Genomic DNA, 14485 nt, shown 5'->3' on the forward strand with positions numbered 1-14485 from the left:
GTGGATAAAACGAAAATCATAGGCATCGTCGCGATGGTGGTCGTGCTGATTTTTGCCGTTGTTGCGTTGATTAAAGGGAAGGAAGAACCGGAAGTGCAGGAAGAACCGAAAAAACAAGCCGAAGTGGTTAAGGAGGAACCCGCAGATGAATTACCGACAAAGATCCCGGATAAGAAAGTAACGCCGACCGTAGAAAAAGATGAGAAGAAGGGAAAAAAAGAAGTAGAGAATGAAAAGGAACGTGCGGCTGAACAGCCTACCGAGCCTGATTTTGAAGACGAGTTCATTAAAAAATTCGGGAATGAACCGGTGGATCAAGCGAGAATAACTGTCGCCAAAGCAATGGCGATTTGGGTGTTAGATGAAACAAATGAAGTGGAATGGCAGCCATATGCCACAGAGCATTTCTACAAGAAGGCGATCGAGGATATTCAAATAAGCAAGGATGACAAAAAACGTGATATTTCCAATTTAGAAATCTTTGCTACTGAACCGAAGAATGATAATGAAATGCGTTTTGTTATCTTTGCAGACTGGCAGTTGCTGGACGGTGTAAAGACAGTTAGTACGCAAAGGAAAATGTACTATGCAGATGTCGTCAAGGTAGATGATAAATGGCTTGTCAATGAAATCGAAGGGCTTGACAGGGTTTTTTCGGATAAATAACTGTTCCCACGCAAAGTATTTGTCACGTCAGACATTAGAAATGAAGGGAAGCAAACCTTTGTCAACTGTTAAACAGAGGTCAATCCCCTTCTTGTCGGACGTTATCAAAAATTCGTGTCGGACGCCATTACGGGTTTATTAAGGCATATATATCAATGTTTTGACTTAATTTTCTATTGCTCTCGTCTGACACGGTGAAATTTAGTAAGGAATAGGATGTTTTGCTGTCCGACGTTACGTTTAGAAAGCTCAATGTTTTCAATGGCTTGCGTGAATAAATAACGTCATAACGAAGGAGGTATTTACATTGCCAAAAGAAATGAGTCCGTTGCTGAAAAGTTTGGAGGATTTTCGTGTGCGTTTGATAAAAGAGACTGGCTATTCTTCCGAGGATTTGAGTTATGTACCTGAAATTAATTTTCGGAATAAGCAGTCGGAACCACTTGAAATAGATGGTTTTCCTGCTTTTCGTTTTTCATATCCGGGAACATTGCCACTATATGATGCATATGACAAGGAGTTTCAGGGGCTTATTCGCCGGATGTATTTGGAAGCAACATTCAATCAGTATGATTTCAAAGCAATTGAGATCAGTTATAAGCGTGCTGTCATGGTAATTGAACATCATTTTAAGGATGCGAGCATACGAGATTTGGATAATCGAAACCGAAAATATTTGATAGATGCGGTCCGGGCGACCGGGTTAATACCTGACGATAATGCACAAGTTCTAACACTTTTTGAGGAAGCTTACTTGACCAAAAGGGACCCGTATATCGATGTTTTTGTATTAGAAAGAGAAAACCTTATCAACTTTTTGGAATGGCGAAGTAAGAAAAGAAATGATGTAGACGATGAAATAATATTCAGTGACGTGGATATTAATTCAATCAAAGAAATCGAGGAAAGGGAGAATAAGACAAATGTAGTAGCTTGTGATTCTAACCCCTATTGGGATTGATTTTCTATTAAATTATACCTTTTGATTTATAGATTATACCTTTACGAAAAGGTAAGAACTAAATAGGTTTGTGAAAACCTTAATCCTTACCCCGGTGTGACGTTTAATTTATACCTCTTTTAAGTCGATTAGCCCTTTGATATTGCTGGTTTTGTGCTATTTCTCTACCAATATCGGAATTGGGGTGAAAATCCACGAAGTTTTGTTAGCCATGTTGTAAATCATTACAATGTGGCGTAACGAAACAATCCGTGCGCTCAATATGGCAATTAATCGCAATAAAACAGGAATACAGACTCCATTTGTAGGGGAGTAGGAGGGGACATGCGTTTGGAAGGAAACGAACGTTTATGCAAATTAGATACAGAAATTCTTGCGGGGCTTTATGAGTACCGCGCGTTGACAACGGAGCAGATCGGACGTATGTACGGGATGTCGATGCCCTACACGTACAAAAAATTGCATGTGTTGCGGAAACGAAAACTGTTGCATAGTGAACCGATTTCTGGCTATTTAACTTCGCAACGTAGTCAGGGAAAATACCATCGTATTAGCGAGACGGGCATCACCTGTTTGCGAAAACAGGGGATGTTTGTCGAGCGGCAGGCGTACCAATTGAAAATTGATAAGTACCACTTACCCTTTGTCTTGATGACGAACGACTTGCTTGTTGATTTAGAACCCTATGGATGGACGCTATCGGATAGTCGTGATACGAAAGCAAGATTCAATTTGAACCGGAGTGACAATATACAAGGAATGCTGTTACACCGCCACACGTTGGATGAGTATGGAATCTACATTCTTTCAGCAAATACTAGCCCAAAGAACTTGCAGAAAACAATTCGAGAAGTTGGGGACTATGATCAGATTAACGATTTCTTGATATTTACCAAAGGAAAGGAAAGTTTCGAGTCAATAGCAAAAGGACTGCTTAATGAAGATGGTCGCAGCGTGGTTGGAAAACGTAGGAGAATCAAAATATTTCCCCACTCATTCGGAAGGAGTTACTTGCAACATTATGACAATGAGGACAAGATACTTGGCTTTGTTGTTTCGGAAATGGGTGTAGCGTTCAAGGAAAAACTCACAGGTTCATCCATCCGCCACGATGGTTTAGATACGGTCGTTTGGCACGAAGGCGAGGAAAAGTATTTTGTGAACCTGCTTGATACGGATTTGAAAAAAATATTCAACTTGCTTCGATACCGGAAGGAGAAATATGCAGAAGACGGAAGAAAATTACTTGTTCTTAGTCAGATCGCCTTTCACAAGGAGCTGCTGGAAGAAATCCGCCACATTGATTATTTGGAAACAGGTCCGAATCAAGTCATGTCCTACTTGAACAACTTGAAATAGGGCAGCGAACAGGAACCGTCCTGTCCTTCAAAACACGTTTTGAATTCAACAAGAATTTAGTTGTAATGAGGTACGAAATAGCAAAAGTAGGTAGCCCGACACTATTCATATTCAATTACACACTGTTCATCAAAAGACGTTTTGTTTTCATCGGATGGTAGCAACAAAGAAGTAGGTATTACACGAACGGTAAAGGATACAAAAAACTATGTCTTGCGCCGGATACAAGATAAAGGAATGGAAAGGATGGCATTTCACATTGACACAGTATAAAGTGACACCTGAATTAAAGCATTTATTTTCTTTACTAAACAACGGAAACTATCTGGCGCAGGAAGTCAGCGAGCATTTGAGCGAGAAAGAACAAGAGAAAATGTTCGAAATCGTAAAAGACGTCCTTTCGGATGAAATGGCGCTTATTCTCGAAGTGGAAATTCGAAGAAAGGCATTCAAAGAAAAACATGGATCGGAACCCTATACAGGAAATCGAATGGCCGGTGATTTCAATTAATCGGAAAGGAGGGGGCAATATTTGGTACAACTGCTGATAGCTTTACTCCATTTTGCAGTAGGGGGAATAGGTGTCGCGTTAATGTTTGGGGGAGATTACATTCCATCGCCAAAATTGATATTACTAACAGGGGTGACGCTTACGATCGGTTATTACGTGGCGGCTTTCATAACAAAGAGGAATAGCCGGAAATTACAACGGCTGCTCGTGTTTTCTCTGACAGTCTATGTAGCGTTGCTATTGTCGAGTTACCTCCATTCAGTATGGACGTTCGATAAGATATTCAGTGCTGAAATGATAATGAAAGCAATTCTGTTCATGCTTCTGCTGATAGGAGTATACGGGAATTTTATATACATTCGAGCTGAATCGTCCTATAAAAAGAAACGGGGAAATCAACGGATTAAGGAGCCGCCACAGGAAAGTGCATATGAAAAGTGGAAAAAACGAAAGCAGAAACCGAAGCAGGAAGTCATGATCGTATTGGGGGAATCGACTGACAATGAAGAATAAACCATATGACAGCAAGGATCGATATTTTGAAAACTTGCGGGCGACAGCAAAGAGTGGTGACGAGCGAGGACGATATTTTTTGAATATCATCCTCGTTTTGTTTTTTCTAATTATAGGGGGAACGGTCATTTTCTTTGTGAAAATGGCACAAGGCCCGGTGGACGACATGGTCGATGTGTATGAGAAAAAGACCAATATCTATATGATCGAGCCGGTAGGGAAACAGCGGGAAAAATAAAACTTGTTTTGAAATAAACAAAAAGAAAACAGATTGAAAGAAAGGAAGTTAGTAAATTTGTCCACAGAGTTATCCACAAGTTCAAGAAGAGGAAAAATTGTAAAGCTTATCGTGATTAAAACGAAGGAAGGAATGGAATATAAAATCTGTTTTGTCGTCTCGAAGCATAGAAAAATGGGAAGTGTGAATGAAGTGATTCGACAGATGCGAAGTTGTGAAAATGCAAAGCTCTCACCATACTCGCAGTCTCTGTTTGATTCCTGCTTCAAGAATTGGTAATGGAAGTTGAATGGGGGAAGGAATGAAGGGAATGAATATTGTTCAAAGATTATTCGGCGGAAGGAAGAAACATCAGAAGGAACCAGAAAGGGAGCAGCCGACCAACATGGAACTGTTCCGGCTGTACACGGTCCTGACAAACCATGATGACTGGTGGAATGCGAAGGATTGTGAACCGCCGGAGAGAAGGCGTAAGAATTTGGAAGCAAAAGCCGCCTTGCATTCTTATTATAAGCAGCTTGTGAAAGTTGGTACGTCGAAAAAGGTAGATAAGGAAGCTACAGAGCTTTACAAGAAAAATATGAAGGACATCGAAATAGCGCTTCAGGATGAAAAATACATGCGTGCTTGCTATGAAATTATCAATCTCATGTACTATGAGCCGTTCATGAGGAAGGATATTCATTCAGAATTGCGTTCCTTACTCGAAAGGAACCTTGGGGTTACTTGAAACGTCATGGTAGGGAGTCCAATAAACACAAAGGAAAGGAGAAAGAAGTTTGTCACAACAATTGATCGGATGGGTAGTATCAGTGCTGGTTCTTACACTTGCCATTTCAAGTCTTGTTCATGTTTTGAGGGCAAGGAATTACGAAAAGAACTTACGAAAATCCGGCATTCGGGACATTGACCGGATGGATGAAAAAGAATTCGGTGCTTTCATCAAATTATTATTCAGAGAAGTCGGGTTCAAGAGCATTGAAGTCGAGGAACAGGAAGTGTTGTTCGGGGCGGATTTCCTTTTGGACGGGGAAACAAAAGCCGTTTTGCAGATTAATCGTCTCGGTGAAAATACACGGGTAGGCGTCCGTGCAGTTCAAGAAATCGTGGCGGCGCGTATTTACCATGGAGTGGAAGAAGCCTGGCTCATAACAAACACTGTCTTCACGGAAAACGCCCGTCTTCTGGCCGAAGCATGTCAGGTGAAATTGATCGACCGATTCCTATTGCAAAGATTGATTTTGACCGTGAACCCAGATGCGGACCCGAAAGAGGTAAGGGAAAGTATTAAGCTACTGTTTGAGGAAGCGATGTGGAAAAACGTGGAAGCGAAGCAAGAGAAGGAAGGGAAATATGCAGTAATGAATGAACAATTAAAACCGTAACGCAGAGAGGATGAAATAGATGACGGAACGAGCAAGAAATGGAGGATTTTGGTTCAACTTAATTGGTTTTTTTGCCATCTATATTCTTTTTATGATTAATGGTGGAAGTAATAAAGAATTTTTTCTATTGCTCATGATTTCAATCTTGTCTGTGATTGTTCTTTATGTCGTAGTAATTAGCATTCTGCGGATTAAAGAAAGATTAACGAAATAAGGAAAAGAGGAAAAAGGCGTAGTTAATTGCATTTTTTTGCTTTCAACCTACACGTAAAGTGTAGAAGTAACTGAAAAACGAAAGAGGTTTTAACGGATGAGAAACATGGCAATAGCAGAACGAAAATACGCGGGGTTCTGGATTCGATTTGTAGCATCTCTGATTGATGGTTTTGTTTTAGGAATCCCACTGTTCTTCATTCAAATGTTTATTAATTTGCTCATTTTGGTCCCTGTAATGGGAAACGAATCACAAATGGCAGCTGCAAATATAACAGCAGTATTTGTAAATGGTTTATTTTCGATGATCGCGACCATTATCTACTATGTTCTGATGGAAAGTTCAAAGAAGCAGGCGACAATTGGAAAGATGGTATTCGGTATCAAAGTTGTCGATGAAAATGGCGGACGTATTTCTGTTGGACGGGCCATCGGAAGATATTTCAGTAAGTATCTATCCGGCATGATCTTTTATGTTGGATACATCATGGCAGCATTCACAAAGGAAAAACGTGCATTGCATGACTTCATCGCAAAAACATATGTCGTGAAAAACTAATTAAAGCGGAGGAAATGGATTTGGAAAATAAGGAGCAAAAACAAAAAAACAAATTATGGTTCGGATTTCTGGCTTTCTTCCTTGGCGTAGGAGTGTTCGCATCTGCTTACGCCCTTTTCCCGGATGCCTTACACAAGCTGACGGAAAAAGTGAAGGCTGAACAGGTGTCGGAGGAAGATGTCTTGAAAGAAGAAATTCATATGTACGTACAAAAGATGTTTAGTATTGATGTGGATACTTTGCTTGCCGATCACTTGAACAAGCTTATGGAGGAAGCGGAGCCAAGCGAGGAATCCGTCTCTTTGTTTACAGAGGCTATTACGAAACTTGAAGAAAAAACAGAGACAGATATTGAAGAATTAACGCCTTTACGTGAGTATTACCAGAAACAATTAGAAATCGCAAAACATGTGGCGGATGTCTTCGTGTCCAAAGAAACAACATTGGAAGAATTGAATGAAGCGATTGAGGATTACAACGCCCATTTGAAGAAGCGTGATGCTGCGATGGTGAAAGTGCTTGATAAAGCAGGGTTTGAATATGAAAAGGACGAGAGTGGCGGAATCACGTATCAATTTGCAGGATAAACAAAACACATTTTGATTTGAAGGAGAGGAAAAGGTATGTGGCTATGGTGGAAGGACAATGAGAAAGGTGAGAAACAGAAGAAACAGCAAGAAGACGTGGGTCGAAAAGAGGAAAATGTAGAAATTCCCCTCACACGAGAGGATTTTGAAAGGGAATTTTACAATACCCAAAATTCGCAGATCGCCTTCTCACTCATCAAAGCGCTTCGAAGTCTTTCGAAAGAGGACATGCAGAAGGCAGGTGAGAACGAACGGACGGAGCGGCTGCTTAGGGAAATCAAGGATGCGCTGATAGCTTCCTGTTTCGGTCTTATCCGAGAACTGTCGGCGGAAACGTCCTTTTCCTATACGGATCAAGTGTTCAAGCGACGGGAACGAATCCCTTCGGAAGATGAGAAGAAGGAACTGTTCGGCTTTCTCGTCTACCAATTATCCAAAGATGTGGGGATGTTGGTGAAGGGTGAGGAATCGAAAGCCGCCCCGAACGGAGAGGAAATGCGGAAACGTTGCAATCAGCAAGCCCTTTTTATTGGGGATGCCTATTCATCGCTCGTCACAATACTTGCCATGTTGGGAATGCCACAGCCGGGAATAGAGTTGAACAAGGAACTCATAGCGATTCTTCCAGAACTCGAAAGCGTATTGCCAAAGTTCGCTGACCCATCCAAGAAATTAGTGGAATTAATAAATAAAGTTGTACAGTGAAAAAGAGCGATGTCTTCTGAATTAGAAGATGTCGCTTTTTAGTATTTATTTTTCAAGCAAAAGAAAGGGAGGATAAGATTGGATAAGGGATTTAGTTTTATTATTTCGCTTGTTATCTATAGCTGGTTGTTTATCGTGGGTGACATGTTCGCTTTAACAGTAGGCTTATTCATTTTGTTGTTTTTAATGTACAAAGCAAAGAAAGAGTTGTTTGTAGGCTATGCGATTGCAGGAATAGTTGTTGTCTCAATTTGGCTGTTTGTCTATACATCACTGTTCTTACTGTTAAAAATACCACCATCTGGAAGCATTTTGTCTCTATTGTACCAATTTAGTGTAGCTGTTGTTTTGTTGGTTCTATCAGTCAGATATTACAAAGAAACTAAATAAACAAAAGGAGTTTTGTTTACATGAACCATGCCGATAAGTCCAATCATTATGCAAGAATAAGAAGGGAATTGCTAAATATTAAATATCCCTTCGATAAGCAACAGTTCCTTTCGTATTTGAAGAAAAGCGGCAAAATTAGAGAGTATGATGAACGGCAATTTCTGTATTCTTTGCAGAATGCTCGGTCCGCGCACCCCATTATCAAAATCAATGATTTTCAATTGAATCAATGGCTCGACCATATCGAAGGCAGCTACCGTTTCTTCGACGGTTTTAAAACTCTCGAAGAATGCGTGAAACACGCCTTGATGCCGAAAAGCAAATATGTGTTCATACGGTTTAAAAATCAGTATTATGCAGAGGCCTACAAAGGGTTGAAGCAACTTGTCATGGGTAAGGACGAAGTTCACTTCATTGAAGACGGATACTTCAAAGTGGAGAAAACACACCCTGATAATTATGAGGTAAAGGGAAGATTACGGAAAATCGAAATTGCCGATACCATCTATCATGAACTCAAAATGTTCGATCCTGATATGACAGCTTATATTTTCAAGAGTGTACGCCACGACGAGCCAATAGAAGTGTCGGAAATGACGAATGATTATCTGCATTATTATATATTGCTCGGAATTCGGTTCAAGGATTTCTATTACTCCAAAAAGAACATTCCGCTTCTGAAATTCTATTTCAGTTATACCGGGAACTATGAGCAGCTGCTCAAAAGGAAGGACGTAAAGAGCGTCAATCCATTCGCATGGCGAGTAAAGAATGCAAGTGGGGATTCCCGTCCCTATCAAACAGTATACGTATATCAGCCATACGGAGGTTTCTACAGCATACGATTATAGGTCCGAAAAAGAAAGATGTTTTGCTCATTTCGAATGTATGACGGGAGAAATAGCAAAGTGAACATCCAATAAAAAAGTTGATAACAAGCGATGCCTTCAAAACATAGAGGGTGTCGCTTGTTGTTGTTTTTTAAAAAAGAAAGGAGTTTTATTTGCATGAGTTTAGCGAATCCACAGATCATACCGATCACATGGGGCGGAAGTGATTGTTTTACCCATATGTTGGTTGTCGGCCCGACCCGTTGTGGGAAAACCGCCACGATATTAAAACCGATCATCTATCAGTTGCTACTTCAAAAGAAACGTGGCATTCCTCTTGGTCTATCGGTTGTTGAACCGAAAGGGGACGTGGCTGCTATGGTTGCAGAAATGTCTAGGGAGATGGGCTTGCCTTATACACATATTGATCCAATGCAACCTGATACGACTGATAAATTTAATCCGATGGAGGGAGAAATTAATGATGTTGCGGAAGCAACAGTCGTCGTCCTGAAAGGTTTATTTGGAAAGCAAGATGCCTTCTTTGCGACTGTACAGGAGCTATCCGCACGGAACGTCACGAAGCTATTGAAAGAACTTCATGGCGATAACATGGATATTATAGACGTAATGAACACGCTGCGAGATCAAGCTGTACTTGAAGCGAAAGTGGCGGAATTGAAACAAAGAGACGGTATGACGGATCTTGTTCATTTCTTTGAATCAGAACTTCTTGGAAGTATGCGGGATAAGTACCGTCAATTTGTTATTGGTTTACGGGCCCAACTTGAAAACGTGGTATCAAACGATGCACTTCGTAGCATCATGACCGGAAAGAGTAGTATTGATATTGATGCACATTTCGAAAATGGCGGAATCTTAGCTGTGAATACAGCAATGGGTAAGTTACGCACATCAGGCGATGCTTTTGGGCAGTTTGTAATCATGCATCTACAAAATGGGACGTTTCGTAGACCAGGAACAGAAGACACTCGAATTCCTCATTACTTAATCGTGGATGAATATTCGCGTTATATTAACCCAGATGTTGAAATCTTCCTTAACTTAGCGGCGGAATATAAAGTTGCAGGAATATTTGCCACTCAATCACTTGGTCAATTAGAAATTGAATCAGGAAAATTAAGCGCCAGAGCAATGAAAAGGGCGATTCTAGGTGGTTGCCGCAATATCATCACTTTCGGTGGGATAAAGAGTGAAGATGCTAAAGAGTTTGCTGACGAACTTGGTAAAGATAAAATTATTATGCGACAAAGCACTTATAAAAATAGAATCCTGTTACCAAACTTGTTTCCTGATTCTTATAGAGATACAGAAGAAGAGGAATACAGATTTGATTATACCGATTTAATGGATGGACTGCCGAAGTTTCATTTCATTCACAAGTTGTTGAAAGATGGAACACCACAAAAACCTGCGATTGGCAAGGGAATATTCGTCCCTAGAGATTGGAAAGAACGTAGAGAATGGGAAACTGAAAGTCCGACGAAGAATAATCGTGCAGATATGAAACGTGTTTTGAATATGTTGCTGTATAAGCGAAAAAACAAGAAAAAGGAACCTGCCATCAGCGGATACATCGAAGCACCAAAAGAAGATACGCAAGATTCTCACATGCAGGCAATCCCCCAAGAACAGGTTGCGACTTCCGATACACAGATGCGGGAGCCTAAGCTGGCATCCCTTCATGGAGTCAAGAAAGAAAGTGCCGATCAAAGGGAAGTGCAAACGTATGACAACCGGAAGCAGTCGCCCCCATCCCCGAAGACAAAAAGAGAGGATGGAGCATATTCGAAACGACAAGAAGGGGGAGTGTTCACTCAACCGAAACAAGAGGAAGATAAGCCTAATGTGGTACTACGATCCGATGATGGGTTCTGGGACTAAAAAAAGTTACACAAACTGTTGTATTTTATATTCATATTGTGTAGTATTAAGGTGTAGTCGGCGCAGGACTACACAAAATGAATAGTTTTGGTGTCTGTTTTGTAGATGAATCGATACGCATTGGTAGCAAGAATCCCACTGCTTTAGCTTTGGGAGTGTCACTTGAGAAAATAGATCGGACACGCAATAGCTAAGAAGCTAAGGTACACCATTGTTGCTTGGCTCATATCCGCTCCGTTAATAGCCATCATACCTGCGGCGCTATGAATAACCCATATACAGATATAAATTGAACCTTGGAATTCACTTTTTTGGGTCTGTATAAGACAAAGCGGTGTTCTCAAAATGATTCGACTTACATTTACAACGGATACCAGAAACTATTGCACCTACCTTTTCCCAAAGTGTGATCTATTCCGAAAAATAACCCGAAGCGGTTTTTCTTGCAACGAAGCAAGGAAGTGCCGTCGGGTTATTTTTTGTTTTTCAATTCCACAAACCGTTGTATTGGTATTTCCTTTGGTCTACAATGTGTGTATAATACGAAATTTCTACTCGTATTGTGTATATACAGAAAAATAGTCAAAACGATGGAAAGGAGTGGATAGGCACAAGTTCATATAGGATGTCAAAACAGACGATTGCTGCATATTTGCCGGTGAAAAATACAGATACAGCAGAAGAAAAATATTCTTGGTATTGATCGAATCAGAGAAAAAGTCCAAAAGGAAGCAGCTGAAAAATAGAAAAAGAAAACAAAAAGTCGATTAACAATTTCATCTTAGTATCAGGCCCCTATGAATCATTTCGTGGGGGCTTTTCGATACAAAACATAAAAAAGGAGTGTTTGTTGAATGGCGGAAGAATTGAATGTCACTTCCATGTTGATTGAAGGCTTTGACGCGAGGAAACTCGCCCCAGAGGAACAATACGATAAAGATTGGCAACAGGTAGTTGGGGCAAGGCAAAACGATAAGATTCTCCAATCTGAAATTGTTGGGATCGAGAATATCGGAAGTAAGGAATGTGCGGTAGTCCATGTTGGTAAGATCAAAGGTTATATTCCAATGGAATTTACAGGAGTCGAAAACTTGCGTCAGTTGCGTGCGTTGACTGGAAAAAAAGTAGCCTTTAAGGTGCTTGAATATATCGAGGATGCGGAAAAGCAAATATTTATGGCGTCCCGGACAGCGGCTCTTGAAGAAATGGCGGAAATTACACTTCGCCGGATCAAAACAGGAGATGAAATTGTCGCTGTTGTCCGCACAGTCAGTCCTAATCTCGTCCGTGCTGATATTGGTGGCATTGAAGTAAGATTGCCACTCGATCAGATTCGATATGGATGGATCGACGATTTGACGGAAGAAGTCAAGCCGGGTGACCACCTACGAGTTAAGGTGTTGGATATTGATACAGAGAAGAAAGAAGTAAGAGTTAGCGCGAAGGCACTCATGAAGAATCCGTGGGAGGACTGCAAGGCTAGATATAAGCGCGGAGCCGAATACGTCGGAACGGTTTCCGGTGTTCGTGAGTTTGGCGTATTCGTCAACTTAGAAGCTGGCGTAGACTCTCTTGCAAGCCACTTGAAATATCAAAACCTTCAAAGAGGGGACCGGGTGCTTGTGCGGATTATTGGGATTGACGAAAAGGAACAACAAATTCGGGCGAAAATTGTACGTGTTGTTTATTAAGCAAACAAGAAAAGGGGTTGTTATTCAATCCCTTTTCAAATCGTCTGAATTTAGGTGATCAAACATTGCATCCTTCTTATTGGAAACTTTTGAGAACACTCATATACCTGAACTGTGCAGTAGCAATATTCCGCTATTTTTACTTCAACTATTAAATTGCAGACAATCCGGCAAAGAAGGGGGTGAATAGAGTGAATGTAGCCAATGCAACAATCAGTCCGTTTTCTCTTTCCCACTCATGGACATTGCATTGGGAACGGCTACCATCCAATCTGAAACGCATTCAGCATTTCAGTTCAGAGTCAAACAAGGAGAAACAGGCAATTGACGCGATTAGCAAAGTAGGTGTCATCGGAGGGCAGCAGCTACAAAAATTGTTCAATATCGACAAAAAACGGCTGAAACGCATGGTCGCGGAGCAAAAGATTGTACGCCATGAAATGCGGCTCGACGGAAAAATCATTCCCATCTATACGCTCGGGATGAACGGTGCACTAATCGCCGGAATGGAAGATGCTTATGAATTAAATTATTGGGTGCAGTACAAAACAGAAGACGTTTTGAAACGAATCCTGTTCTTTAAACTGTACGAACGTTTTCATGGAAGCGGGGCGGAGGAAAAGAAAGCCGTATCCGCCATCTTTCCTACGCCAAACCCATTCATCGGCGCAATCCAATTCAGGCAATCCCTTCTGTATGTATACGTGGTAAGGGGCGACATCAACGATTTTCTCATGTATATGAAATGGAAAGGTGATGGGTTCAATGAACGAGTCATTGTCATTGCGGAAGAAATCCGCCATTTGGAGTTGCTGAAACATGCGTTGCTCCCGTTGAAAGCGAGAGTTACGCTCGACTCCGATCTTCTCTCGGAAGTGGAACATGTTCAGAATATCTTCTATTTCTTAAAAGATGGGGACTTCGTAAAAGATCAGTAGTTTTCAGAGTCACGGGATATAGGGGGTGGTGTAGTTAAGTCGATTCTTTACTGATGCTTCTACGAAGGTAGGTAGCGGTAAAGGATACAACAAAAGATTAGGGGGAAAGACGGTTTTGATGACTACAAAAAAAGGAGACATCGAGAATTTTGAAGTGAAGCCCGGAAAACAAGTCGCATTTAAAACGTTTTATAATGGGAACTTGAAAGTCTTCAACGTGCCTTATTTTCCAAGCGATGACAGTGAGGGGTCGGGATTCATCCCATATGAGGTACTGTTCCAATTATCCCATATCTTCAAGTATATGAACATTCAAAACTTGGACGAGTTTAATTATGAAGACTTCAAAGTAGTGCACACTTACTTGCAATTCCATTCGGATAAAGAAAAAGCTAAAAAGAAATTTAAAGATGAAAAGGATATGTTTATTCAATATGCTTTGAAAGAATGGATTGAGAAGTATTATGAAATGAAGCTTAAAGCAAATAGATCGGATTCTCCATTTGGTGAAACAGACAAGCCAAATGATGAAGCAGTTCAGGCAAGACAATGGCTCGATTTTTTTCATAGCAAATTAAACGAATTACCTGAACTTCAAAGGGAGATCATCAAGAAAAAGTATTTGCAGATTGAAGTGTCTGGCAATTATCCACTTGATGATTTTGTTTATGCCGAACTCCATCTGACAAGAGCTTTTTATTACAGAAGGAAAAAGGAAGGTCTATATTGGCTAGGACTTGCCTTACAAAATCATAATCAAATCAAAAAAACAATTTGATGACACAACTTCCCTTCGAATCAATTGTGTAGGCCAACTTTGGTTCTCGAAAAACTCCTTACGATTTTTTGAGGGTTATGTAAACAGCGTGCTATGGTGAAGGTACAGTACCGACGCATTCGGATTTGTACAACTTACAACATTGTAAGGTGATATAGGGAACCTTTTGACTGCGGAAGCGTCAAAGGACATTACACAATTATTTAATATACTCTCGGTATTCCAAACGAGTAAATTCCTGAATTCCCAAAAATTT

18 protein-coding genes are annotated in these 14485 nt (G+C 40.6%); all 18 read left to right on the forward strand.

Annotated features, from left to right (window positions below):
* Positions 1 to 666 (forward strand): hypothetical protein, encoded by a 666-nt coding sequence (locus D5F11_RS23030; protein ID WP_120118561.1) that lies wholly within the window; start codon positions 1 to 3, stop codon positions 664 to 666.
* Positions 667 to 973: 307 nt separating this feature from the next.
* On the forward strand, positions 974 to 1627 hold the full coding sequence (locus D5F11_RS23035; RefSeq protein ID WP_120118560.1) for a hypothetical protein: 654 nt from the start codon (positions 974 to 976) through the stop codon (positions 1625 to 1627).
* A 330-nt stretch (positions 1628 to 1957) separates the two neighbouring features.
* Positions 1958 to 2986, forward strand: coding sequence for a replication-relaxation family protein (locus D5F11_RS23040; protein ID WP_185830875.1), 1029 nt, complete (start codon positions 1958 to 1960; stop codon positions 2984 to 2986).
* A 259-nt stretch (positions 2987 to 3245) separates the two neighbouring features.
* Positions 3246 to 3497 (forward strand): hypothetical protein, encoded by a 252-nt coding sequence (locus D5F11_RS23045; protein WP_126646667.1) that lies wholly within the window; start codon positions 3246 to 3248, stop codon positions 3495 to 3497.
* Positions 3498 to 3518: 21 nt separating this feature from the next.
* Positions 3519 to 4010, forward strand: coding sequence for a hypothetical protein (locus D5F11_RS23050; protein WP_120118557.1), 492 nt, complete (start codon positions 3519 to 3521; stop codon positions 4008 to 4010).
* On the forward strand, positions 4000 to 4248 hold the full coding sequence (locus tag D5F11_RS23055; RefSeq protein WP_120118556.1) for a hypothetical protein: 249 nt from the start codon (positions 4000 to 4002) through the stop codon (positions 4246 to 4248). Before D5F11_RS23050 ends, D5F11_RS23055 begins: the two co-directional genes overlap by 11 nt.
* 301 nt (positions 4249 to 4549) lie before the next feature.
* Positions 4550 to 4978, forward strand: coding sequence for a hypothetical protein (locus tag D5F11_RS23060; RefSeq protein WP_126646668.1), 429 nt, complete (start codon positions 4550 to 4552; stop codon positions 4976 to 4978).
* Positions 4979 to 5027: 49 nt separating this feature from the next.
* Positions 5028 to 5633 carry a restriction endonuclease gene (locus D5F11_RS23065; RefSeq protein ID WP_120118553.1) on the forward strand — a complete coding sequence of 202 codons (606 nt, stop codon included), beginning with the start codon at positions 5028 to 5030 and terminating at the stop codon, positions 5631 to 5633.
* A gap of 19 nt (positions 5634 to 5652) precedes the next feature.
* Positions 5653 to 5847, forward strand: a complete 195-nt coding sequence (locus D5F11_RS23070; RefSeq protein ID WP_120118552.1) for a hypothetical protein — start codon at positions 5653 to 5655, stop codon at positions 5845 to 5847.
* Positions 5848 to 5943: 96 nt separating this feature from the next.
* Positions 5944 to 6405 carry an RDD family protein gene (locus D5F11_RS23075; RefSeq protein WP_120118551.1) on the forward strand — a complete coding sequence of 154 codons (462 nt, stop codon included), beginning with the start codon at positions 5944 to 5946 and terminating at the stop codon, positions 6403 to 6405.
* 20 nt (positions 6406 to 6425) lie between these two features.
* Positions 6426 to 6992 carry a hypothetical protein gene (locus D5F11_RS23080; protein ID WP_120118550.1) on the forward strand — a complete coding sequence of 189 codons (567 nt, stop codon included), beginning with the start codon at positions 6426 to 6428 and terminating at the stop codon, positions 6990 to 6992.
* Positions 6993 to 7028: 36 nt separating this feature from the next.
* Positions 7029 to 7697 (forward strand): hypothetical protein, encoded by a 669-nt coding sequence (locus D5F11_RS23085; RefSeq protein ID WP_120118549.1) that lies wholly within the window; start codon positions 7029 to 7031, stop codon positions 7695 to 7697.
* A gap of 78 nt (positions 7698 to 7775) precedes the next feature.
* Entirely contained in the window at positions 7776 to 8087 is a 312-nt protein-coding gene (locus tag D5F11_RS23090) for a hypothetical protein (protein WP_120118548.1), read from the forward strand.
* Between the two features lie 20 nt (positions 8088 to 8107).
* Positions 8108 to 8938, forward strand: a complete 831-nt coding sequence (locus tag D5F11_RS23095; RefSeq protein WP_120118547.1) for a hypothetical protein — start codon at positions 8108 to 8110, stop codon at positions 8936 to 8938.
* A 156-nt stretch (positions 8939 to 9094) separates the two neighbouring features.
* Entirely contained in the window at positions 9095 to 10822 is a 1728-nt protein-coding gene (locus D5F11_RS23100) for a type IV secretory system conjugative DNA transfer family protein (RefSeq protein WP_245998304.1), read from the forward strand.
* A gap of 854 nt (positions 10823 to 11676) precedes the next feature.
* Positions 11677 to 12513, forward strand: coding sequence for a S1 RNA-binding domain-containing protein (locus D5F11_RS23105; RefSeq protein ID WP_120118546.1), 837 nt, complete (start codon positions 11677 to 11679; stop codon positions 12511 to 12513).
* 191 nt (positions 12514 to 12704) lie between these two features.
* Entirely contained in the window at positions 12705 to 13451 is a 747-nt protein-coding gene (locus tag D5F11_RS23110; protein ID WP_120118545.1) for a hypothetical protein, read from the forward strand.
* A 115-nt stretch (positions 13452 to 13566) separates the two neighbouring features.
* Positions 13567 to 14229, forward strand: a complete 663-nt coding sequence (locus D5F11_RS23115; protein ID WP_120118544.1) for an ArpU family phage packaging/lysis transcriptional regulator — start codon at positions 13567 to 13569, stop codon at positions 14227 to 14229.
* Positions 14230 to 14485 lie beyond the last annotated feature (256 nt).

Origin of the sequence: Siminovitchia terrae (assembly GCF_003605405.2) — a bacterium.
Taxonomy (GTDB): Bacteria; Bacillota; Bacilli; order Bacillales; family Bacillaceae_C; genus Siminovitchia; species Siminovitchia terrae.

Coding starts and splice junctions, on each gene's coding strand:
- D5F11_RS23085 (WP_120118549.1), top strand. CDS start 7,029: ATGTGGCTATGGTGGAAGGACAATGAGAAAGGTGAGAAACAGAAGAAA.
- D5F11_RS23070 (WP_120118552.1), top strand. CDS start 5,653: ATGACGGAACGAGCAAGAAATGGAGGATTTTGGTTCAACTTAATTGGT.
- D5F11_RS23060 (WP_126646668.1), top strand. CDS start 4,550: ATGAAGGGAATGAATATTGTTCAAAGATTATTCGGCGGAAGGAAGAAA.
- D5F11_RS23100 (WP_245998304.1), top strand. CDS start 9,095: ATGAGTTTAGCGAATCCACAGATCATACCGATCACATGGGGCGGAAGT.
- D5F11_RS23075 (WP_120118551.1), top strand. CDS start 5,944: ATGAGAAACATGGCAATAGCAGAACGAAAATACGCGGGGTTCTGGATT.
- D5F11_RS23055 (WP_120118556.1), top strand. CDS start 4,000: ATGAAGAATAAACCATATGACAGCAAGGATCGATATTTTGAAAACTTG.
- D5F11_RS23095 (WP_120118547.1), top strand. CDS start 8,108: ATGAACCATGCCGATAAGTCCAATCATTATGCAAGAATAAGAAGGGAA.
- D5F11_RS23105 (WP_120118546.1), top strand. CDS start 11,677: ATGGCGGAAGAATTGAATGTCACTTCCATGTTGATTGAAGGCTTTGAC.